The 20,378-nt window shown below is 72.3% G+C and carries 22 protein-coding genes and 1 tRNA gene; 18 read left to right on the top strand and 5 right to left on the bottom strand.

What is annotated here, in order from left to right; translation table 11 throughout:
- Positions 1–175 precede the first annotated feature (175 nt).
- Complete coding sequence (locus tag ACFYTE_RS06605; protein WP_388705768.1) at positions 176–2,884, bottom strand: GNAT family N-acetyltransferase; 2,709 nt, start codon at positions 2,882–2,884, stop codon at positions 176–178.
- A gap of 86 nt (positions 2,885–2,970) precedes the next feature.
- Between ACFYTE_RS06605 and ACFYTE_RS06600 the strand changes: the two genes are divergently transcribed.
- From ACFYTE_RS06600 to ACFYTE_RS06585, 4 genes are all read left to right on the top strand, one after another.
- The gene (locus ACFYTE_RS06600; protein WP_388705765.1) at positions 2,971–3,693 is read left to right on the top strand and encodes a siderophore-interacting protein; all 723 of its coding nucleotides are present in this window, start codon (positions 2,971–2,973) and stop codon (positions 3,691–3,693) included.
- A 182-nt stretch (positions 3,694–3,875) separates the two neighbouring features.
- The gene (locus ACFYTE_RS06595; protein ID WP_388705764.1) at positions 3,876–4,544 is read left to right on the top strand and encodes an HdeD family acid-resistance protein; all 669 of its coding nucleotides are present in this window, start codon (positions 3,876–3,878) and stop codon (positions 4,542–4,544) included.
- Positions 4,545–4,623: 79 nt separating this feature from the next.
- Entirely contained in the window at positions 4,624–4,935 is a 312-nt protein-coding gene (locus tag ACFYTE_RS06590) for a hypothetical protein (protein WP_388705761.1), read from the top strand.
- Between the two features lie 99 nt (positions 4,936–5,034).
- Positions 5,035–5,160 carry a hypothetical protein gene (locus ACFYTE_RS06585; protein WP_388705759.1) on the top strand — a complete coding sequence of 42 codons (126 nt, stop codon included), beginning with the start codon at positions 5,035–5,037 and terminating at the stop codon, positions 5,158–5,160.
- 55 nt (positions 5,161–5,215) lie between these two features.
- Here the strand turns inward: ACFYTE_RS06585 and ACFYTE_RS06580 are convergent, their stop codons facing one another.
- On the bottom strand, positions 5,216–6,802 hold the full coding sequence (locus ACFYTE_RS06580; RefSeq protein ID WP_388705757.1) for a helicase HerA-like domain-containing protein: 1,587 nt from the start codon (positions 6,800–6,802) through the stop codon (positions 5,216–5,218).
- Positions 6,803–6,907: 105 nt separating this feature from the next.
- Between ACFYTE_RS06580 and ACFYTE_RS06575 the strand changes: the two genes are divergently transcribed.
- A complete protein-coding gene (locus ACFYTE_RS06575; protein WP_003999914.1) occupies positions 6,908–7,204 on the top strand; it encodes a type II toxin-antitoxin system VapB family antitoxin in 297 nt (98 codons plus the stop codon).
- A 264-nt stretch (positions 7,205–7,468) separates the two neighbouring features.
- Entirely contained in the window at positions 7,469–8,107 is a 639-nt protein-coding gene (locus ACFYTE_RS06570) for a LytR C-terminal domain-containing protein (protein WP_388705754.1), read from the top strand.
- A 327-nt stretch (positions 8,108–8,434) separates the two neighbouring features.
- Here ACFYTE_RS06570 and upp read toward each other — a convergent pair whose 3' ends face one another.
- Positions 8,435–9,070, bottom strand: a complete 636-nt coding sequence (gene upp, locus ACFYTE_RS06565) for a uracil phosphoribosyltransferase (protein WP_388705752.1) — start codon at positions 9,068–9,070, stop codon at positions 8,435–8,437.
- 96 nt (positions 9,071–9,166) lie between these two features.
- Between upp and ACFYTE_RS06560 the strand changes: the two genes are divergently transcribed.
- From ACFYTE_RS06560 to ACFYTE_RS06520, 9 genes are all read left to right on the top strand, one after another.
- Positions 9,167–9,415, top strand: coding sequence for a hypothetical protein (locus tag ACFYTE_RS06560; protein WP_388705751.1), 249 nt, complete (start codon positions 9,167–9,169; stop codon positions 9,413–9,415).
- A 299-nt stretch (positions 9,416–9,714) separates the two neighbouring features.
- On the top strand, positions 9,715–10,251 hold the full coding sequence (locus ACFYTE_RS06555) for a hypothetical protein (RefSeq protein ID WP_388705749.1): 537 nt from the start codon (positions 9,715–9,717) through the stop codon (positions 10,249–10,251).
- Between the two features lie 56 nt (positions 10,252–10,307).
- Positions 10,308–10,739: a tRNA adenosine(34) deaminase TadA gene (gene tadA / locus ACFYTE_RS06550; protein ID WP_351738555.1), complete on the top strand. Its 432-nt coding sequence runs from the start codon at positions 10,308–10,310 to the stop codon at positions 10,737–10,739.
- A gap of 45 nt (positions 10,740–10,784) precedes the next feature.
- Positions 10,785–10,869 (top strand) — tRNA-Ser (locus ACFYTE_RS06545).
- A gap of 308 nt (positions 10,870–11,177) precedes the next feature.
- A complete protein-coding gene (locus tag ACFYTE_RS06540; RefSeq protein WP_388705747.1) occupies positions 11,178–11,357 on the top strand; it encodes a hypothetical protein in 180 nt (59 codons plus the stop codon).
- 22 nt (positions 11,358–11,379) lie between these two features.
- Complete coding sequence (locus ACFYTE_RS06535) at positions 11,380–11,673, top strand: Dabb family protein (protein WP_388705746.1); 294 nt, start codon at positions 11,380–11,382, stop codon at positions 11,671–11,673.
- A 171-nt stretch (positions 11,674–11,844) separates the two neighbouring features.
- Positions 11,845–12,684: an RNA polymerase sigma factor SigF gene (locus ACFYTE_RS06530; RefSeq protein WP_388705949.1), complete on the top strand. Its 840-nt coding sequence runs from the start codon at positions 11,845–11,847 to the stop codon at positions 12,682–12,684.
- Between the two features lie 294 nt (positions 12,685–12,978).
- Positions 12,979–13,884 carry an RNA polymerase sigma factor SigF gene (locus tag ACFYTE_RS06525; protein WP_388705743.1) on the top strand — a complete coding sequence of 302 codons (906 nt, stop codon included), beginning with the start codon at positions 12,979–12,981 and terminating at the stop codon, positions 13,882–13,884.
- Between the two features lie 61 nt (positions 13,885–13,945).
- Positions 13,946–14,761, top strand: a complete 816-nt coding sequence (locus ACFYTE_RS06520; protein WP_388705740.1) for a hypothetical protein — start codon at positions 13,946–13,948, stop codon at positions 14,759–14,761.
- A gap of 43 nt (positions 14,762–14,804) precedes the next feature.
- Here the strand turns inward: ACFYTE_RS06520 and ACFYTE_RS06515 are convergent, their stop codons facing one another.
- Together ACFYTE_RS06515 and ACFYTE_RS06510 are read right to left on the bottom strand one after the other, a co-directional pair.
- Positions 14,805–15,395 (bottom strand): TetR/AcrR family transcriptional regulator, encoded by a 591-nt coding sequence (locus ACFYTE_RS06515; RefSeq protein ID WP_388705738.1) that lies wholly within the window; start codon positions 15,393–15,395, stop codon positions 14,805–14,807.
- A 422-nt stretch (positions 15,396–15,817) separates the two neighbouring features.
- Complete coding sequence (locus tag ACFYTE_RS06510; RefSeq protein ID WP_388705736.1) at positions 15,818–16,015, bottom strand: hypothetical protein; 198 nt, start codon at positions 16,013–16,015, stop codon at positions 15,818–15,820.
- Between the two features lie 252 nt (positions 16,016–16,267).
- On the opposite strand from ACFYTE_RS06510, the gene ACFYTE_RS06505 reads away from it, so the two are divergent.
- From ACFYTE_RS06505 to ACFYTE_RS06495, 3 genes are all read left to right on the top strand, one after another.
- Positions 16,268–16,795, top strand: a complete 528-nt coding sequence (locus ACFYTE_RS06505; protein WP_388705733.1) for a MarR family winged helix-turn-helix transcriptional regulator — start codon at positions 16,268–16,270, stop codon at positions 16,793–16,795.
- A 40-nt stretch (positions 16,796–16,835) separates the two neighbouring features.
- The gene (locus ACFYTE_RS06500; RefSeq protein WP_388705730.1) at positions 16,836–19,370 is read left to right on the top strand and encodes an MFS transporter; all 2,535 of its coding nucleotides are present in this window, start codon (positions 16,836–16,838) and stop codon (positions 19,368–19,370) included.
- A gap of 137 nt (positions 19,371–19,507) precedes the next feature.
- Entirely contained in the window at positions 19,508–20,329 is an 822-nt protein-coding gene (locus ACFYTE_RS06495) for a YceI family protein (protein ID WP_388705728.1), read from the top strand.
- Positions 20,330–20,378 lie beyond the last annotated feature (49 nt).

The following is a 20,378-nucleotide window of genomic DNA, read 5'->3' as shown; positions in this document are numbered from 1 at the left end:
CACCGCCACGGGCCGTGCTCGCGCACGCCGAGCGGGGTCCGCCGGGCGCGCCGAAGGGGCGCGGGGCTTGTGTATCACCCTGCGGCTCCACCGGGGAGCCGACGGCCCCGAAACCGCTGCACACGACCGACCGCGCATCACGGCCCGGCCGGCGGAGCGCTCGGGCGGCGATCCGTCAGGCGTCGCCGGGGAAGACCGTCTCCCTGGGCAGGAAGGCCAGTTGGGCGTGCTTCTCGGGCAACCGGACGTCCGGCAGGTCCACTTCCGGCAGGACGACGGCCGGGCCCGGCTCGAAGCCCTGCTGCACGAAGCGGGCGACGGCTTTGGCGTTGCGCACGTCCGGGTCGACGACGATCCGGCGCCGGTCCAGGCCCCGCAGGACGTATTCCGCGACCGCCGACAGCAGCGCCGACGACCAGCCGGAACGGCCACCGTCCGGCCCGGCCGGGGCGAGCAGCAGATGGACTCCGATGTCGCCGGGGCGGACCTCGTAGCACTCGCCGACCCGGTCGGCCCCCGGTTCGTAGGTCTGGAGCAGGGCGGCCGGTTCGCCGTCCTTGACCACGAGGAAGGCGTGGTGGGTGTCGAGGCCGGCCATGTGGGCGTAGATGTCGGCCACCTGGTCCTCGGTGAGGCCGTTCATGCCCCAGAAGACGGCGCGTTCCTCGCTGGCCCAGGCGTGGACCACCGCGGCGTCGGCGTGCGGGTCCAGCGGCAGGATGCGGACGGTGCCGAAACCGTCGACGTGTTGCTCGTGCACGGCCTCGCGGGCGGCGGCGTACGGGGCGGGCATCGCGGTCTCCTTCGTGAGGCGGGTCCAGTCGGTGACGACCGGCACGAGTTCTCCCCTGGTCCACAGGGGGAGTTGGTCGCGGTGGTGGGGTGCGCCGGGGACGCCGTCGGCGCCGAACGGGACCACCCAGCTGCTGTCCTCGCGGCGGGCCAGGTCCCAGACGTAGCGGGCGGCCGGGCCGCGGGCGGCGAGGTCGGTGAGGCCGGGCACGGCGGAGGTGCACAGCACGCAGTCGTGGTCGCCGGCCAGGCCGGGTTCGGCGGCCGGTTCGTACGGCGTGCGCGCCCGTGCCCGCCAGGGCGCGAGGCGGTGGGTGTCGGCCCAGGTGCCGGCGGGCGGCGCCGCGGCCACCTCCTCGACGGCGGCACGGACCGCGGCGGGGCGGTCGATGCCGTACAACTCCTCGGCCGCCAGCAGGTGTTCGAGGGCGAAGCCGATCCGTGGGACGAGGCCGAGCCAGGGCAGCAGCACGTCCGGGTAGGCGGGCGGCTCGGTGAGCGGGGCGAACACCGGGTGCGCGGCGAGACGGCGCACGACGGCGCCGCGTACCGCCGCGTACACCGCTGCGTCTGCGCTGTCCGCGTCCATCCGGCGGTTCCAGGCCAGGAGGCGGTCCCGGAGCCGGGCGGCCCGCGGGGTGAGGCCGTCGAGGGCGGCCAGGTGGTCGAGGAGGGGGCCCGCGGAGGCGAGGTGGGTGTCGGTGTGGATGGCGGGCATGTCGTCGGCCGACCAGGTGCGGCGCTCGTCGAGGAGGGCGCGGATGCGGTCGGCGCGGTGCGGCGGGGCGAACTCGACGCCGAGGGGGGTGGCGGGTCCGCGCTGGTTCGCCATCACGGCGACGCCGTCGGTCAGTCGGGCGCGGGGCATGGGGTGCCGCCCCCGCCAGCCGTGCCCCGGCCGCCACGCGGGCACCGGCCCCAGCAGGTTGGCCCCGGACCGCTCCGGCACCCAGCCCGCGACCCGGTGCAGCACCCCGCCCTCGGTGTCGGCGGCCAGCACGACGTTCACCGGCTCCACCCATGTGTCCAGGGCCCGGTCGACGTCGTCGGCCCGCCGGGCCCGCAGCAGCGGAAGCAGCGCACCGAACCCCAACTCCTCGGTGACCCGGGGGGGATGGCGCAGCGCGAGGGCCGGCGGTTCGTCCCCCGCCGGTACGCCGCCGTCCAGGCCCTCCGGGCCGCCGGCGATCAGCGGGCCGCGGGCCGTCTCGATGACCTCGATCTCGACCGGGTCCTCCCCGGCGACCCGCACGGTCTCGGTGTGCCGGTGGGCGCGCCGCCAGGTGCCGTCGGGTCCGAGGGCCTGCACTCCCGCGCCGGTGCGGCGCAGCCGTTCGCGGTACAGGTCCTGGTAGTCGGCCATGGCGTTGGTGATGGCCCAGGCGACCGTGCCGGTGTGGCCGAAGTGGGGGATGCCGGGGACGCCCGGCACGGCGAGGCCGATGACGTCGAACTCGGGGCAGGCGAGCCGGATCTGCTGGTAGACGCCGGGGTCCTCGATGAACCGGTGCGGGTCGCCGGCGAGGACCGCCCGCCCGGTGGCGGTGCGCGCGCCGCTGACGAGCCAGCCGTTGCTGCCCGCGGTGCCCGGCCCGTCCGTGGCGAACAGCCCGACGGCCGCGGCCCCCAGGTGCCGTGCGGCCGACTCCCGCCAGAGTTTGGCGGGGAATCCGGCGAACAGGATGTGTGTGCCGAGCCAGACGCCCAGCGGGGTCCACGGCTGCCAGCGGCCCGGCGCGAGCCCGGTCTGCGCGAACTCGGGTGCCCGGCGGGCGCCTTGGTCCAGCCCCTCGTTGACCCCGTCGACGTAGGCCCGCACCCAGTCCGCCGTTTCCGGGTCCCGTCTCTCAAGGGCCGCGAAACAGCGTCTCGCGGTGTCGTCGAGCCGGGCCCGGCGGGCGAACACGTCCCAGGGCAGGGCCTCGGCGCCGAGGAAGGACGCCGAGGTCCCGCACGAGCGGTGCCGTTCGACCTCCAGTTGCCAGGCGCGGTCGAGGGCGGTGACCCGCCCCTGTGCGCGGGCGAGTTCGCGGGCGCTGCCGGCCCGCAGGTGCGGGATGCCGAAGGCGTCGCGGTAGATCTCGGTGGTCATCCTGCAACCCCATTCTGTTTTTAGGTTAGCCTTACCTAAATACATCCCGCATCGTGGAGGGATCGTACGCGAGACATGGAGGAGCCATGGCACAGGGGCGCGGATGGGAGGGCGCGGTCCTCAGACTGCTGCGCGCCCGGGACTTCGAGTTCACCGTCATCGACGCCGAGGACGTCACCCCGCACTACCGCCGGCTGCGCCTGACCGACGGCGGTCTGCTCGCGGCGACCGGCGTCCACCCGACCATGTGGGTGCGGCTGTGGTTCACCGACGGCGGCCGGCCGCACCAGCGGGCGTACACCCTCGTCGACCCCGATCCCGCGGCCGGCACCCTCGCCCTGGAGTTCGCCCTGCACGACGGTCCCGCCTGCGACTGGGCGCGCGCGGCCCGGCCCGGCGACACCATCGAGGCGACCGTCCAGGGCACGGGCTTCCGGCACCCCGACCCCGCGCCCTCCCATCTCGTCGCGATCGGCGACCCCGCCTCGCTGCCCGCGATCAACTCCCTGCTCGGCGCGCTCGGAGCCACCCCGGCGACCCTCTGGTTCGAGGGCGAGACGGACGGCCTGCCCTGCCGCGCCGACCCGTCCCGCCACGAGATCCGCCAGGTCCCCCGCCGCAACGCGGGCGCACACCTCGTCCAGCAGGTGCGGGCGGAACTGCCCGCACTGCTCGCGGACACCCCGCACCCGTACGTGTGGATCGCCTGCGACACGGCGACCACCCGGACCCTGTCGTCGTACGTGCGCCGGGAACTGGGCGTCCCCCGGCAGCGGGTGCACGCGCTGGGCTACTGGCGCGCGGCCTGAGCCGGGCGCTCCGCCGGATGAGCCGTCATGGGTCGTCGTTCGTCCGCGGCGGCGTCGTGGTTGCTCGCGCAGTTCCCCGCGCCCCTTCGGGGCTCGGGTTCGGCAGACAGAAGGCGCACTAGCGTCAGCCGGGTGGCCCGTCCCGGGTGGCGGGCCACCCGGGGCCGGTCCAAGCATGGAGCATGACCGAGCCACCGAGCAGCGGCTCCGCCTGGGGCCCCGAGTACGACGACCGCAAGGTCCACGCCACCCACCCGGCGACCGGCCGTCACGAGCCCGAACCGCCTTTCGAGGGGCCGCTGCACGCGTTGTCCCGTGCCGCCTGGCAGGTGGTCCTGCTCACCGGGGTCGCCTCCTTGATCCTGGGCGTACTGGTGCTGGTCTGGCCGGGTGCCTCGCTGCTCGCCGCCGGCGTGCTCTTCGGCATCTACCTGCTGATCAGCGGCGTCTTCCAGCTGATCGCCGCGTTCGGCACCCACAAGGCGACCTCGCTGCGGGTCCTCGCCTTCATCAGCGGCGCCCTGTCGATCCTGCTGGGCCTGTTCTGCTTCCGCGGCCCCATGCAGTCGATCCTGCTGCTCGCCCTGTGGATCGGCATCGGCTGGCTGATCCGCGGCATCACCCAGACCCTGGCCGCCGCCTCCGACGGCGCCATGCCCGCGCGCGGCTGGCAGATCTTCCTCGGCATCGTCACCTTCGTCGCCGGGATCGTGCTGATCGTCTCGCCGTTCGCGTCGATCGCCGTACTCACCCTGGTCGGCGGCATCTGGCTGGTCGCGGTCGGCATCGTCGAGATCTTCACGTCCGTCCGGATCCACGGCCATGCCCGCCAGGTGCCCCGCGCCGTGTGACGCCCCCGCGTACGCCGTACGAGCGGATCTCGGGGCCGCCGCGATGGATGCCGTACGCGCCGCGGGCAGACGACTTTCGATGAGCGGCGCACGCACCCTCCCGCACGGCCGGGCCTGGCTGCGGGTGCTCGTGCTGCTGCTCGCCCTGCTGGTGCCCGGCGCCCACGCCGAGGCGCACGCGACGCCGGTGTACGCCGGCGACGTCGTGCAGTACGACGACCTGGACACGGCCCTGCGGCCACCGTCCCGAGCCGTTCCCCAGCTCCTCCTACCCGTGCGTCCCGCGCCGCTCGCCCTCCCGGCGGACGCCCTCCCGCACGGCCGCCCGCTGCCCGCGCCCCGGTCGCCGTACGCGCTGCGCGCCCTGTGTTCCGTGGTTCTGCGCTGCTGACAGATCCCGTCGCACCCCCGGACACCACACGAGAACCACGAGCACCAACTCGCACCATCGCGGAACACGAGGAACACGAGGAACACGAGGAACACGGCCATGCCTTCAGACACCTACGCGGTCCTGCGCGCCCTGCTGCGCGCGGAGGCCCTGCGCAGCGCACCGAAGTCGGAGACGGACAAGCCGAAGCCGCAGCAGCAACCCGCGAAGCGGGAACGCGGCTGACGCGCGGGCCGGGCGCCCGGCGGCACGCGGCCGACGCGTGGGCCGGGCGCCCGGCTCAGCGCCTCCTGCGGGCCGTGCCGAACAGCGAACGGGTGATCTCCCGCCCGAGCTGTGTGCCCACCGACCGCGCGAGGGACTTGAACATGCCGCTGCCGACGACCTGTTCGACCAGGGTCGGCTCCTGCCCGGCCGCCCTGCCCCGCTCCGCCGGGGCCCGCGCCTCCCGTGGCCGGCCCCGCTCCTGCGCCGCCGTCAGCTTCTCGTACGCGGACTCCCGGTCCACAGCCTGTGCATAACGGCCGTACAGCGCGGACCCCTGCACGGCCCGGTCCACGGTGGCGCCGTCCACCGGGCCCATCAGGGACCGGGGCGCGCGCAGCCGGGTCGCGGCGACCGGGGTCGGGGCGCCCCTCTCGCTGAGCACGGTGACCACGGCCTCGCCGGTGCCGAGGGTCGTGAGCAGCTCTTCGAGGTCGTACGCCGAGTTCGGGAAGGTCCTCACCGTGGCCTTCAGGGCCTTCTGGTCGTCCGGGGTGAAGGCCCGCAGCGCGTGCTGCACCCGGTTGCCGAGCTGCCCGAGGACATCGGACGGCACGTCCTTCGGGCTCTGGGCGACGAAGAAGACGCCGACCCCTTTCGAGCGAATGAGGCGCACGGTCTGTGTGATCGAGTCGAGGAACGCCTTGGAGGCGCCGTCGAACAGCAGATGCGCCTCGTCGAAGAAGAAGACCAGCTTCGGCCTGTCGACGTCACCGACCTCGGGGAGGTCGTGGAAGAGGTCGGCGAGCAGCCACATCAGGAAGGTCGAGAACAGCCGCGGCCGGTCCTGCACGGCGGGCAGTTCGAGGACGGAGACGATGCCGCGGCCGTCGGCCGCGGTCCGCAGGAAGTCGCCGGTCGCGAACTCCGGCTCCCCGAAGAAGCCGGCCATGCCCTGCGCCTCGAACGCGGTGAGCGAACGCAGGATCACCCCGGCCGTGGCCGTCGACAGCCCGCCGATCCGCTTCAGCTCCGCCTTGCCCTCGTCGGAGGTCAGGAATGCGACGACCGCCCTGAGGTCCTTCAGGTCGAACAGCTCCAGGCCCTTGGTGTCCGCGTAGTGGAAGATCAGGCCGAGCGACTGCTCCTGGGTCTGGTTGAGCCCGAGCACCTTGGCCAGCAGCACCGGGCCGAAGCTGGTGATCGTGGCCCGGACGGGGACGCCGTGCCCCATGCCGCCGAGCGCGAAGAACTCGACGGGGAAGCCGGCCGGGCTCCACGGCTGGCGCACCTCCGCCGCCCGGCCGCGCACCCGGTCGTCCCCGGCGCCCGGCGCCGAGACTCCGGACAGATCGCCCTTGACGTCGGCCAGGAACACCGGCACGCCCTGCGCCGACAGCTGCTCGGCGATCAGTTGCAGGGTCTTGGTCTTGCCGGTGCCGGTGGCGCCCGCGACCAGTCCGTGCCGGTTGAGCATGGGCAGGGGGATGCGGATCTGCGCGTCGGGCAGGCACTGCCCGTCCCACAGCAGGGCGCCCAGGTCCAGCGCCGGGCCGGCGAAGGCGTATCCGGCGGCGATCTCCAGGGCCTCCCGCGGCAGGGCGGGAGCGCTCTCCCGGGGCTCGGGAGCGGCGGCAGGCCGCGCGGTCTCGCTGTCACTCATCTCAGCCCCCTGTTCCCGGTATGCCCTGGTTTACGGCGTCTTTTCCAGCGTCGCACTCCGTCTCCACGGCTGCGCCCGGAACATGTTGACCGGTAGGCTTTCCGTGTGATCTTCAAGCGCATCGGAAACGGCCGGCCGTACCCCGACCACGGCCGGGAAAGCACCCGGCAGTGGGCGGACGTCGCGCCGCGCCCGGTCCGCCTCGATCAGCTCGTGACGACCAAGGGCCAGCTCGACCTGGAAACCCTCCTCGCCGAGGACTCGACCTTCTACGGCGACCTCTTCGCGCACGTCGTGAAGTGGCAGGGCGACCTCTACCTGGAGGACGGCCTGCACCGCGCGGTCCGCGCGGCCCTGCAGCAGCGCCAGGTGCTGCACGCACGCGTACTCGAACTGGACTGACGCGCGCAGGCGGCCACGGCGGCCCCCGCGCGGAAGGCGACGGGCGCCGCGGAACGCATCGGCGGCCACGCCCGTGCCCCGACCGCGGTCCTTCGGTCACACCGCCGGACGCATCGCACGCGCCGGACCCACCGGGATCGGCGGACATCCCACGGACGCCGACCGGCCATATGCCGGTCGCCCGTTGACCCTTTCGGGTTCTCCTGCCCTGCATCGAATGATCATCTAGTAGGCATGGCCGCCCCGGCGCACTACGCTGCGCTCATGAGCATGCTGACTCCCCCCGGCATGGGCGGCAAGTACCGGATCACGGGGGACAAGTACCCGAGGATGCGCCCTCCCCGGCGGCGCGGCAGGCTCGTGTTCGGGCTGGTGGCCTCGGTCGCCGTGCTCGGCCTGATCGGCTGGGGGACCCTTCAGCTCATCGACGTCTTCACCGGCGGCAAGAAGGCCTCGGCGGCCGGCTCCGCGTCGGACTGCCCCACGGGGGCCGCCGCCTCCCCGAGTCCGGCCGCGGCACCGCCCCGGCCGGGCACGATCACCGTCAACGTCTACAACGCCACGCCCCGCACCGGCCTCGCCAAGGCCACCGCGGACGAGTTGGAGAAGCGCGGCTTCAAGATCGGCGAGGTCGGCAACGCACCGGCCCGGTTCGACCAGAAGATCAAGGGCACCGGGATGCTGATCGGCCCCGGCTCCGCGCTGAACACCTCGCTGCCCGTCCTCGCCACCCAGCTCGGCAGCGCCGAACGCCGCGCCGACGCCGGCCGCAAGGGCACCGCCCTCGACCTCATCCTCGGCACCGGCTTCCAGGGCCTGGCCAAGCAGGCGGACGCCGACAAGGCGCTGGCCGCGCTCGCTGCGCCGAAGCAGGCGTCCACCACGTCGAAGAAGGACTGCTGAACCGTACGCCGGTCCAGGTCAGGGCCTGCTGAGGCCGCCATACACCGGCGCACTCCGAGGACCGACCGTCTCCGACGGCCGTACGCCGGGCTCCGTTGATATAGGGCTACCGACGGCCGCACGCCGGCCCCGCCCGAAGAAGGGCTACCGACGACCGTGCGGGGTGCGTCACAGAAGGGCCACCGACAGCCGTATGCCGGCCCAAGGCGAAGAAGAACCGCCGACAGACGTACGCGGGGGCGCGTCGCAGGAGGGCTGGAGACGGCCCGACGCCGACGTCGACGCCCGTCGCGGCGAGAAGAATCGCCGGCGGCCGTGCCCCGCGGCCTACTCGGCCGCCCCGTACAGCCGGTCCCCCGCGTCTCCCAGGCCGGGGACGATGTAGCCCTGCCCGTTGAGGTGGTCGTCGACCGCGGCCGTGACGACCGTGACCGGGGTGCCCGCCAGCTCGCGCTCCATGACCTCGACGCCCTCCGGCGCCGCGAGCAGCACCACGGCGGTCACATCGTCGGCGCCGCGCCTGATCAGCTCCCGGATCGCGGCGACCAGGGTGCCGCCGGTGGCGAGCATCGGGTCCAGGACGTACACCTGCCGGCCGGAGAGGTCCTCCGGCATACGGGTGGCATACGTGGAGGCCAGCAGCGTCTCCTCGTTGCGGATCATGCCGAGGAAGCCCACCTCGGCGGTCGGCAGCAGCCGGACCATGCCGTCCAGCATGCCCAGCCCGGCACGCAGGATCGGCACCACCAGCGGGCGCGGGTGGGACAGTTTGACGCCGGTGGTCGTGGCCACCGGCGTCGTGATGTCGACCTGTTCGGTACGCACGTCCCGCGTGGCCTCGTAGGCGAGCAGGGTGACCAGTTCGTCGGCGAGCCGCCGGAAGGTCGCGGAGTCGGTGCGCCGGTCGCGCAGCGTGGTGAGCTTGTGGGCGACCAGGGGGTGGTCGACGACGTGGAGACGCATGCCCATAACAGTAACCGCGCTTCCGCGCAGCTCGCGCTGGCATCAAACCGCCCGTCCGGGGGAAAGTGGGTGGGACTGACCGGGGTGGTGAAACCGATGCCTGAGCAGCACGAGCGCATACCTGACCCGTCCGGCGGCCCCGGCGCGCCCGACGGCTCCGACACGACCGGCGCGACCGGCTGGAGCACGTCCGGGCCGGACGGCGACGCCGAGCGCAGGCGCCGCCGGGCACGGTTCCTGCGCGAGCTGACCGAGGCGCGCGAGTTGCGCGACCGCGTCCAGCCGCGACGCGCCAAGGCGGCCAGACTCCGGCACGCGATGCGCATGCGCACCTTCCGCTGGTAGGGAAGACCGGCGGGCGCGAGTGCGTTGCGGGTAGGGCGTGCGTGAGCGCCCCCAAAAGCCGCGTACGATCCGCAGGTGGCGGCAACGAGTGCGCTGGTGATTCCTTGACCGACATCCGGATGCGACTTTGCATACGGGCGATCAAAACTGCCAGACACAGGGAGCCGAAGACGTCCCCTGAGCGCTTTGTTTCTGCCACGATTCCGAGTGGGTGGGGCTCGGAGCCCAGCTCTCCCCGCCCAGAACCTCCGCCGGGGGGACCCCCAACCGGCACGCCTAAGACCAGTGGGAGAGTCACGGTGTACTTCGCCGCACTGCTCGCGCGCACCGAAGACGGGTGGGAAGCGAGCGACACAGAGCTCGACGATGTGGAAACCCTGTCGGATCTGGCCGACCTGGCCCGGGAAGCCTCTCCCGAAGAGGACACGGTGCTCGTTCTGATCGAGCAGGAGGACGCGTGGTTCGGCGTCGTCCGCGTGGACGGCGAGGACGACCCTCGCATCTACGTCTCCGATGCCGCCGCCGCTGCCCGCAGCGCCTACGGCGAACTCCTGCTCACCGACGAACTGCTCGGCCGTGAACCCGGCTCGGACGGTCCCGACCTGGACTCCCTGAACCTCGACGGCACGGAGGACGGTGAGTCCGAGGAGGAGGACGACGACGACGAGGGCGGCCCGGCCGCCGACGCGGTGGCCCACGGTCCGGTGGGCGACAGCGAGATCCTGGACGATCTCGGCGTCGGCGAGAAGGAGCTGCGCGCCCTGGGCGCGGAGGACGCGCTGGGCGCGATCGCCGACGCGCTGGGCGCCTCGGAGGTGCTGGAGACCGTCCGCTGACCGCCTCACCCACCGGGCGGACCCCGGATCCGGTACGCGACCGCTGGCGGACCGCGATGCGCGGTGCCCTGGCCGAGGCCGAGCGGGCCGTCCGGGGCGGGGACGTCCCCGTCGGTGCCGTGGTGCTGTCCCCGGACGGCACGACGGTGCTCGCGAGCGGCCACAACGAACGCGAGGCCACCGGCGACCCGACGGCCCACGCGGAGATCCTCGCGCTCCGGCGGGCCGCGGCCTCGCTGGGCGGCTGGCGGCTGGCCGGGTGCACGCTCGTGGTCACGCTGGAGCCCTGCACGATGTGCGCGGGCGCGCTCGTGCAGGCCCGCGTCGACCGTGTCGTCTACGGCGCACGCGACGAGAAGGCGGGCGCGGCCGGTTCTCTGTGGGACCTCGTGCGCGACCGGCGGCTCAACCACCGGCCCGAGGTCGTCGAGGGCGTCCTGGCCGAGGAGTGCGCCGGGCTCCTCACCGCGTTCTTCCGGGACCGCTGAATACCGATTTCGGACCATGGCCCGCGGTGTTGTAGGGTCTCCCTCGGTAGCGTGTCCGAGCGGCCGAAGGAGCTCGCCTCGAAAGCGAGTGTGGCGCAAGTCACCGAGGGTTCAAATCCCTCCGCTACCGCAGGTGAAGGGCCCCGTCCGACGACGGGGCCCTTCGTGCGTGCGGGGACGCCGGCTGCGCGGGCGCGCATACGGGGGCTCGCGCGCAGGTCGGGTGAGGCGGGGCGGCTCGATGTGCCGCGGTCGGCGCCGCCGTCCTGCCTCATCACTCGGGAGGCGTCATCCGCAGGAAGACCCGCAGGACACCGCGCGCGCCGGTGGGGAAAAATCCTCGGGCCGTGGGCCGTTGGTCGGCGTGGGGCGCGTGAAGGTTACACTCGCCGCCGGCAGCAGGGGGCCCGACGGGCACACAGTGACAGGGGAGGCGCGGTGGCCGTGAACGCCAAAAAGATCGCCGTGTACGTGCTCGTGGTCTTCGTGCTGTACGTGATCATCACGGATCCGGAAAGAGCCGCGGAGTACGTCCAGATAGGCTTCGAGGGCATATCGGACGCGGCCAAGGCCATCGGCGACTTCATGACCTGGGTCGTCAGCAGCGGAAACGGCTGAGGAAAGAGCTGAGGGGAAGCCCATGATCCGGCACCTGGTCCTGTTCCGGCTCGACGAGGGCATCGAGCGCGACGACCCGCGGGTCGTGGCGGGCGTCGAGGCGTTCCGTTCTTTGGGTGACCGGATCGAGGAGCTGCGGTTCTGGGAGTGCGGCTGGAACATCTCGGACCGTCCCATCGCGTACGACTTCGCGATCAACTCGGCGGTCGACGACACCGACGCACTCAGGCGCTACCTGGAACACCCGGCGCACCAGGCGGGCGTCGCGCTGTGGCGGGAGTTCGCCACCTGGGTGATCGCCGACTACCAGGTCTGAGCCGTACGGTCGAAACCTCGGCCCCGCACCGGAATGGTGCGGGGATTTTTTGGGCCCTATGCCCCAATTCATCACTCAACACGTGGTTATGCGGTGCTTGATCACAGTGCACATGTCTTGTGATGCTATGACCGCTTTTGATGGATGAGTTGACCGATAGAAGAGGTGGCGTTGACCTTGTCGGCCCGTACTGCGCCGCCCCAGGACGGGGCTCCGGCTCCGGCCCCGAACCCGGTGCCCGAGAAGCGCCGCGGTGCCGACACCCGGGCCCTCACCCAGGTCCTCTTCGCCCAGCTCAAGGATCTCCAGCCCGGCACGCCGGAGCACAACCGGGTGCGCGGGGCGCTCATCGAGGCCAACCTCCCGCTCGTGCGGTACGCGGCCGCCCGCTTCCGCTCCCGCAACGAGCCCATGGAGGACGTGGTCCAGGTCGGCACCATCGGCCTGATCAACGCCATCGACCGGTTCGACCCGGACCGGGGCGTGCAGTTCCCGACCTTCGCGATGCCGACGGTCGTCGGCGAGATCAAGCGGTATTTCCGGGACAACGTCCGCACCGTGCACGTACCGCGCCGGCTGCACGAGCTGTGGGTCCAGGTCAACAGCGCGACCGAGGATCTGACCACCGCCTTCGGGCGCACTCCCTCGACCGCCGAGATCGCCGAGCGGCTGCGCATCAGCGAGGAGGAGGTGCTGTCCTGCATCGAGGCGGGACGCTCGTACCACGCCACCTCCCTGGAGGCCGCGCAGGAGGGCGACGGGCTGCCCGGCCTGCTGGACCGGATCGGCTACGAGGACCCGGCCCTGGACGGCGTCGAGCACCGCGATCTGGTCCGGCACCTGCTGGTCCAACTCCCGGAACGGGAGCAGAGAATCCTTTTGCTGCGCTACTACAGCAACCTCACCCAGTCGCAGATCAGCGCGGAACTCGGCGTCTCCCAGATGCATGTCTCGCGGCTGCTCGCGCGCAGCTTCCAGCGGTTGCGCTCGGCGAACCGGATCGACGCGTAACCGCGACCGAACCGCTCCGGCGCACAACCGAATACGAGATCGATCGATCACCGGCCCGAGCGAATCGCCCACCAGGGCGGATTCCGACATCCGCCCGCCGACATGCCGTCAGACCCCCTCCTTCCTGGGCTGATTCACATCTCTCATGTCGACATGTCACTACAGCGTGTTGCCGACATGTGACATTCTGCGTGAAGCGCGTTTGCCGTGGCTCCGGCTCCGGTATTCAGGTGAAGGTTGCGTTCCTCGCAGGAGGACGCCACCACGACCGTCCCGCGACCCAAAGGGGGTGGCATGTCCGCAGACCAGGGCAGCTCGAAGGTGCTCACGCCCACGAAGAGCGAGGCAGCGACCAAAGAACTCGACGCTCTTGACGTGCTCGACGACGTCACGGCCCTTGGGACCACGCCGGCCCCGGCCGTCCCGGCCGACTCGGGGGCCATCGACACCCGCACCCTGTCCCGCTCCCTGTTCCTGCGGCTCGCCGCACTCGACGAAGACAGCCCCGAGCGTGTCTACGTCCGGGACACCCTCATCGAACTCAACCTCCCGCTCGTGCGGTACGCGGCGGCCCGCTTCCGCTCCCGCAACGAGCCGATGGAGGACATCGTCCAAGTCGGCACCATCGGCCTGATCAAGGCCATCGACCGCTTCGACTGCGAACGCGGCGTCGAGTTCCCGACGTTCGCGATGCCGACGGTCGTGGGCGAGATCAAGCGCTTCTTCCGCGACACCTCGTGGTCGGTGCGGGTCCCGCGGCGGCTCCAGGAGCTGCGCCTGGCGCTCACGAAGGCCAGCGACGAGCTGTCCCAGAAGCTGGACCGCTCCCCGACGGTCACCGAACTCGCCGCGGTCCTCGGGGTGTCGGAGGAGGACGTGGTCGACGGCCTGGCCGTGGGCAACGCCTACACGGCCTCGTCGCTGGACTCCCCGGCCCCCGAGGACGACGGCGGCGAGGGCTCCCTGGCCGACCGCCTCGGCTACGAGGACAGCGCCCTTGAGGGCGTCGAGTACCGCGAGTCCTTGAAGCCGCTGCTGGCCAAACTCCCGCCCCGGGAGCGCCGGATCATCATGCTGCGTTTCTTCGCGAACATGACGCAGTCCCAGATCGGCGAGGAGGTCGGCATCTCCCAGATGCATGTCTCCCGCCTGCTGACCCGGACCCTGGCGCAGCTCCGCGAGGGCCTGATCTCGGACTGAGCCCGGGAGCCCCTGCCGCCCGCCCCTTCCTTCCTGACGGCCCGTCAGTCACACTGGCGCAATGCTGGGAACTGGGACGGGCACGGGTTCCGAGACCGGGACCGGAGCGGGCACAAGGCCCTGGACGGGCCTGACTCATGGCCGCCGGGGCGCCGTTGCGGCCGCGTCGGCGGCCGTCGTCGTCCTGGGCGGGGTGCTGGCCTCGTGCGGAGGAGACGGCGCGAGCGGTGGTTACGTCGCCGTCGGGGCGCCGGGCGCCTCCCCGCAGACGCGGCCCGGTACGGGGCTCAGGCCGAGCGACTCGGTGACGCTGGTGCCGCTCGACGCGTCACCCGAAGCGGACGGCAACGCGCCCGCTCGCGCGCCGACTTCGCGGCCCGCGCCCGCCTCCCGGGCACCCGGCGCCCGCGACGGCGGGGACGGGTCCGCCCGCGGCGGCGGACGGGCACCGGAGGCGCCCGCCACTCCGGCCGCGCCCGCGGGCTCCGGGTCGACCGGTACGGCCGCCGGGTCACCGGCTCCGTCGGCGCCACCCGCCGACGGAGCGCCACCGTCGTCCCCCGCTCCCGCTCCCGCCGCCCTCGGCTGGGACGACCCTACGCGGGAGGCGACGGAGCAGCGGTGGTGCGAGAAGGTGACGGTCACCTTCCACAACACCGGTGGCACGGCGGTCCGTTCGGGAACGGTGACGTTCGGCACGCACATCATCGGGGCGCTCGGCATCGACTGGGCGACGGTGGAGTCCACGCGGGACCTCCCGGTACCGCTTCGCCCGGGCGCCGACGAGGAGCACACCTGGAGGGTGTGCGTCGACGCCTGGCGGGTGCCGCTCGGGATGCATATCGAGACGCGGGACGTGTCGGTCACCTGGAAGTGACGGGCCGCCCGGCGGCCGGTGCGGGGCGGTCAGTGCGGGGCGGTCAGTGCGGGTGGCGCAGGCCCGCGATGAGGAGTCCGACCAGTCGGCGGGCGTCGTAGCGGGGGTCGCTCTCCGCGCCGATGCAGAGGTTCCCGACGCCGCGCATCAGCTCGTAGGCCGTCAGATCGGACCGGATCTCGCCGGACGCGGACGCGGCGTCGAGCAGTTGGGTGCACACGGGCACGAGGCGGTCGAGGAAATAGGTGTGCAGCGCCTCGAAGCCCGCGTTGTCGGACTGCAGCACGCCGGCCAGTCCGTGCTTGGTGACCAGGAAATCGACGAAGAGGTCGATCCACCGGGCCAGCGCGGCGTGCGGGGTGGGGCCGGTCTCCAGCAGGGCCGGACCGGCCTCGGCGCAGGCGTCGACCTGGTGCCGGTAGACGGCGATGATGAGGTCCGCCCGGGTGGGGAAGTGGCGGTAGATCGTGCCCACTCCGACGCCGGCGCGGGCGGCGATGTCCCGGACCGGCGCGTCCACGCCCGACGCCACGAAGATCGCGGCGGCCGCGTCGAGCAGCGTCTTCTCGTTGCGCCGGGCGTCCGCCCGCTTGGACCGGGCCGCGCGCTCCGCGCCCTCGCCGCCGTCGCTCACCGCACCGTTCCTTCCGCCCGCGGGGCTGCCTGAGCGGATCCTTGTCTCCCGTCACTTATCGGAGCGAGGTTCCGCTTTCTCATGATGTCAGAGCCGCGGTTCGACGACCACCCTTGGGTGCCGTGGGGGTGCTGTGCGGGTGATCTGGCCTGTGCCGGAGCGTGGGGGCCTGGCGCGCAGTTCCCCGCGCCCCCAGGTGGGCTGCCCCCGGCGTGGGATCGGGAAGTGCCGGTCCGGGCCCCGGCGCCATGGGGGTGCGGGTGATCTGGCCTGTGCCGGAGCGTGGGGGCCTGGCGCGCAGTTCCCCGCGCCCCCGGGTGGACTGCCCCTGGCGTGGGGTCGGGGAGTGCCGGTCCGGGCCCCGGCGCCCCTGCTCCGGCGCGTTGGGGCTTGGCGCGCAGTTCCCCTCGTCCCTGGGTGGGCTACTTCAGTGCCAGCCAGGCCACCGCCGCTACGATCACCACCGCCACGACGACGCCGAGGATCACGCCGATGCGGGGACCGGTCGAGCCGGACGCCTGCTGCCGAGCGCCCTGGGGGGCCTCGTCGACGAACGCGCGGAACATCTGGGTGCTGCCTGCGGGGTCGGGGTTGCCCTGGGGGCCCTGGGTGTTAGCCATGGCCCGAGACCCTAGCGAAGACGGGCGGGGCCGCCCAAGTGGGGGCACTGAAGAGCCCATACGGAACACGTGTGCGCCCCCGACCCCGGCCCCCTAGCCACCCCCTTTCACCCCGACGAATGACCCCACCTGCGTATTTACGGTCGCAATACTTGCCTTTGCCAAGTTTTTGAGCCGCACCCCCCCGATTTGTTTGCCTTCAGCAACCAAGCACCCCTACGGTTGCCTCAAGCAACGAAAACGGGAGGTGTGATGGCTGAGCAGGCGCAGTTCGAGGAGCTGGCGCGTCAGCTCAGTGCCGTCGGAGCCGTCAAACGGGACCTGGCGCGGATACTCCCGCACGACTGCCCGGGCGGCTCCGCAGCCGTGCTGACCCTGCTCGGGCGGCACGGCGACATGCGCATGAGCAAGCTCGCCGAGCTGCTCGCCGTGGACATGTCCGTCACCAGCCGGCATGTCGCGCACGTCGCCGAACGGGGCTGGATCGAGCGGTCCCCGGACCCCGCCGACAAGCGCTCGCGCATCCTGCGCCTCACTCCCGCGGGCAAATCCATGACGGACGAACTGGCGCGACGCAGCACCGAACTACTGGCCGAACGGCTCAGCGACTGGTCCGACGACGAGGTCGCCCAGCTGATCCGGCTCATGACCCGGCTCAGGGACAGCTTCGGCGACTGCCGGACCGTACACGCCCGGCCCCACCCGTCGCAGCCCGCCGCCGTGCCCGAGCCCGCCCCCGCGCCGGTACTCGAAGCGACGACCACCCGTACACCCGGATAAGCACGTAGAAGCACGTAGAAGCACGTAGAAAAGGAAGCCCATGGCAACGACCACACCAGCCGGTGTGCGGGCTCACGCCAAGCACGGGGGAGGCTCCGACCAGGCTCCCATGACGCACCGGCAGATCATGGAAGCGCTCTCCGGGCTGCTGCTCGGCATGTTCGTGGCGATCCTGTCGTCCACGATCGTCTCCAACGCCCTGCCGCGCATCATCGGTGACCTCGGCGGCGGCCAGTCCGCCTACACCTGGGTGGTCACGGCCGCCCTGCTGTCGATGACCGCGACCACTCCCCTGTGGGGCAAGCTCGCAGACCTGTACAGCAAGAAGGCACTCGTCCAGATAGCCCTGGTCATCTACGTCCTGGGCTCGGTCGTCGCCGGTCTGTCGCAGAACCCCGGCATGCTGATCGCCTGCCGCGTCGTGCAGGGCGTCGGCGTCGGCGGTCTGTCCGCCCTGGCGCAGATCGTCATGGCGGCGATGATCTCCCCGCGCGAGCGCGGCCGTTACTCCGGTTACCTCGGTGCCACCTTCGCCGTCGCCACCGTCGGCGGCCCGCTGCTCGGCGGTGTCATCACCGACACCTCGTGGCTGGGCTGGCGCTGGTGCTTCTACGTCGGCGTGCCCTTCGCGGTCATCGCGCTGATCGTGCTCCAGCGGACCCTGCACCTGCCCGTCGTGAAGCGGGAGGTGAAGGTCGACTGGGGCGGCGCGTTCGTCATCTCCGCCGCGGTCTCGCTGCTGCTGGTCTGGGTGACCTTCGCCGGTGACAAGTACGACTGGCTGTCGTGGCAGACGTACGCGATGGTCGGCGGCTCCCTCGTGCTCGGCGCGCTGTTCGTGCTCACCGAGACCAGGGCGAGCGAGCCGATCATCCCGCTGCGGCTGTTCCGCAACCGCACCATCACCCTCGCGTCGCTCGCCTCGCTGTTCGTCGGCATCGCGATGTTCAGCGGCACGGTCTTCTTCAGCCAGTACTTCCAGCTGGCCCGCGACGAGTCGCCGACGATGTCGGGTGTCCTGACCATCCCGATGATCGGCGGCCTGTTCGTCTCCTCCACCGTCTCCGGCCAGTTCATCACCCGCACCGGCCGCTGGAAGGCCTGGCTGGTCAGCGGCGGCGTGCTGGTGACGGCCGGGCTCGGCCTGCTGGGCACCATCCGCTACGACACCGACTACTGGAAGATGGCCGTCTTCATGGCCATGCTGGGCCTCGGCATCGGCATGATGATGCAGAACCTGGTGCTGTGCACGCAGAACCAGGTGGAGCCGAGCGACCTCGGTTCGGCCAGCTCCACGGTCACCTTCTTCCGTTCCCTCGGCGGTGCGGTCGGCGTCTCCGCGCTCGGCGCGGTGATGTCCCACCGGATCACCGACTACGTCAAGGACGGCCTCGCCGATCTGAACCCGAAGTACGCCAAGGGGCTGTCCGCTTCGGGCTCCACGGACTCCATCCCGGACATGAACGCCCTGCCCGCGCCGCTGCGCACCGTCATGGAGAGCGCCTACGGGCACGGCATCGCCGACGTGTTCCTGATCGCCGGCTGCCTGGCGGCGGTCGCCTTCCTCATCACGCTGTTCATCAAGGAGGTCCCGCTGCGTACCAAGGGCGCACTGGCGCAGGCCGCCGCCGAGAGCGAAGCCCCGGCCGAGACCCCGGCCGCGGCCACCGCCGTGCCGGCCGCGGAGAAGGTGCCCAGCTGGGCCTCCCCGGTCGTGGCGGGCCCCGACAACGGCACGGACGGCGCGGAGCCGGCCGCGACACGGCAGCTGACGGCCGTCGCCACCGTGCCCGCCCCGGAGCAGCCCGCCTCCGGCGGCATCCCGGTCCACGGCTTCGTCCGCGGCGCCGAGAGCGCCCCGGTCGCGCGGGCCGCGGTCACCCTGATCTCCCTCTCCGGCCGCCAGCTGGGCCGCTCGGTCACCCAGGCCGACGGCTCCTACACGCTGGACGCGCCCGGCACCGGCTCGTACGTCCTGATCGCCTCCGCCGACGGCTTCCAGCCGCAGGCGTCCACGATCGTGGTGCACGAGGACCCGGTGTCCTACGACGTCCTGCTCAGCGGCACCAGCGGGCTGAGCGGTGTGGTCCGGGCGGCCGGCAGCGCGCTGCCGGTCAAGGACGCGATGGTGATCGTCACCGATGTGCGCGGCGATCTGCTGGCCACCGGGTCCACCGGGGAGCAGGGCCAGTTCACCTTCGGTGAGCTGGTGCCCGGCGCGGTGACGGTCGCGGTGAACGCCGCCGGGTTCCGGCCGCGGGCGCTGCCCGTCGAGATCGGCACCACCGGGGTCACCCGGATCGAGGTGGACCTGGAGGCGGGCGCCCGGCTCCAGGGCGTCGTCCGGGCCCCGCACGGTCCGCTGGCCGACGCCCGGGTGACCCTTGTGGACGCGGCGGGCAACGTGGTCGGCACGTCCACCACGGGACCGGACGGTGCGTACGCCTTCACCGACCTGAACGCCGGCGACTACACCGTCATCGCGACCGGCTACCCGCCGGTGGCGACGGCCCTGACGGTGCAGGGAGCCGGAGCCGACGGACACGACATCGAACTCGCCCACCCCGGCGAGTAGTCCGGCACCCGGCCCGTGGCGGGCGCGCTCCGAGCGGCGGCGCGCCCGCCACGGGCCGGACACTTTATGACCAATTTGTACGGCTTTTCGAGGCCGCCATGGATGTTCGGTCCATGGCTTCGCAGGGAGAAAACGGGATGGGACTGACCGCGAGGATCCACACCCGGGACGGATGGGCCGTGTCGCACGCGGTCGTCACGGTGACCGACATGACGGGCACGCAGGTGCTGCGCGCCGAGGCCGACCCGGAGGGCGCCGTGCGGGATACGACCGCGCTCGCGCCCGGGGCGTACACGGTGATCGTCACGGCCATCGGGTACGCGCCCGCCGCGGCCAGCGCGATCGTCACCGCGAGCGGGCGGGCCGAGGTCGGCACGGTGACGCTGGCCCGGCAGGGCGGCACCGAACTGCCCCCGCCGGGACCGTGGACCATCGACCCGGCGCACTCGACGGTGGCCGCCGTCGCCCAGCACCTGGGCATCTCCAGCGTGCGCGGCCGGTTCACCGACTTCGCCGGCACGATCGAGATCGCGCCCGACGACGTCGGCAAGTCCCGTGTGCAGGCGGTGATCCGGGCCTCGTCCATCGACACCGGCAACGGCATGCGCGACACCCATCTGCGGTCCGCGGACTTCCTGGACGTCGAGCGGTACCCCGAGATCACCTACCGCTCGACGGGGCTGTCGGTGGCCGGCCAGGACCGCTGGACGGTCCACGGCGAGCTGGCCATGCGCGGTGTCGTACGCCCGGTCGATCTGGACCTGGCCTACCTCGGCACCGGCTCCGACCCCTGGGGCGGCACCCGGGCCGCCTTCCGCGCGACGACGGAACTGCGCCGCGAGGACTTCGCCATGAACTACAACCAGGTCGTCCAGGCGGGCATCGCGGCCATCGGCACGACCCTGAAGGTCGAGCTGGACGTCCAGGCGGTGCAGGGCGAAACGCTGCCACAGGCGTAGGAACGGCAGGGTCAGCCAGAACGGGGGCCGCTGCCCCTAGGCTGCCCGC

Source organism: Streptomyces sp. NPDC004629, assembly GCF_042873595.1.
Taxonomy (GTDB): domain Bacteria; phylum Actinomycetota; class Actinomycetes; order Streptomycetales; family Streptomycetaceae; genus Streptomyces.
This window is presented reverse-complemented; position numbering and strand designations above follow the sequence as displayed.

Excerpts from the sequence above, each read along its gene's own strand:
- ACFYTE_RS06525 (WP_388705743.1), top strand. The coding sequence starts at position 12,979 with ATGTCCGCAGACCAGGGCAGCTCGAAGGTGCTCACGCCCACGAAGAGC.
- ACFYTE_RS06595 (WP_388705764.1), top strand. The coding sequence starts at position 3,876 with ATGACCGAGCCACCGAGCAGCGGCTCCGCCTGGGGCCCCGAGTACGAC.
- ACFYTE_RS06505 (WP_388705733.1), top strand. The coding sequence starts at position 16,268 with ATGGCTGAGCAGGCGCAGTTCGAGGAGCTGGCGCGTCAGCTCAGTGCC.
- ACFYTE_RS06590 (WP_388705761.1), top strand. The coding sequence starts at position 4,624 with ATGAGCGGCGCACGCACCCTCCCGCACGGCCGGGCCTGGCTGCGGGTG.
- ACFYTE_RS06560 (WP_388705751.1), top strand. The coding sequence starts at position 9,167 with ATGCCTGAGCAGCACGAGCGCATACCTGACCCGTCCGGCGGCCCCGGC.
- ACFYTE_RS06570 (WP_388705754.1), top strand. The coding sequence starts at position 7,469 with ATGAGCATGCTGACTCCCCCCGGCATGGGCGGCAAGTACCGGATCACG.
- ACFYTE_RS06585 (WP_388705759.1), top strand. The coding sequence starts at position 5,035 with ATGCCTTCAGACACCTACGCGGTCCTGCGCGCCCTGCTGCGCGCGGAG.
- ACFYTE_RS06600 (WP_388705765.1), top strand. The coding sequence starts at position 2,971 with ATGGCACAGGGGCGCGGATGGGAGGGCGCGGTCCTCAGACTGCTGCGC.
- ACFYTE_RS06510 (WP_388705736.1), bottom strand. The coding sequence starts at position 16,015 with ATGGCTAACACCCAGGGCCCCCAGGGCAACCCCGACCCCGCAGGCAGC.
- ACFYTE_RS06495 (WP_388705728.1), top strand. The coding sequence starts at position 19,508 with ATGGGACTGACCGCGAGGATCCACACCCGGGACGGATGGGCCGTGTCG.
- ACFYTE_RS06520 (WP_388705740.1), top strand. The coding sequence starts at position 13,946 with ATGCTGGGAACTGGGACGGGCACGGGTTCCGAGACCGGGACCGGAGCG.
- tadA (WP_351738555.1), top strand. The coding sequence starts at position 10,308 with ATGCGCGGTGCCCTGGCCGAGGCCGAGCGGGCCGTCCGGGGCGGGGAC.
- ACFYTE_RS06500 (WP_388705730.1), top strand. The coding sequence starts at position 16,836 with ATGGCAACGACCACACCAGCCGGTGTGCGGGCTCACGCCAAGCACGGG.
- ACFYTE_RS06535 (WP_388705746.1), top strand. The coding sequence starts at position 11,380 with ATGATCCGGCACCTGGTCCTGTTCCGGCTCGACGAGGGCATCGAGCGC.
- ACFYTE_RS06580 (WP_388705757.1), bottom strand. The coding sequence starts at position 6,802 with ATGAGTGACAGCGAGACCGCGCGGCCTGCCGCCGCTCCCGAGCCCCGG.
- ACFYTE_RS06605 (WP_388705768.1), bottom strand. The coding sequence starts at position 2,884 with ATGACCACCGAGATCTACCGCGACGCCTTCGGCATCCCGCACCTGCGG.
- upp (WP_388705752.1), bottom strand. The coding sequence starts at position 9,070 with ATGCGTCTCCACGTCGTCGACCACCCCCTGGTCGCCCACAAGCTCACC.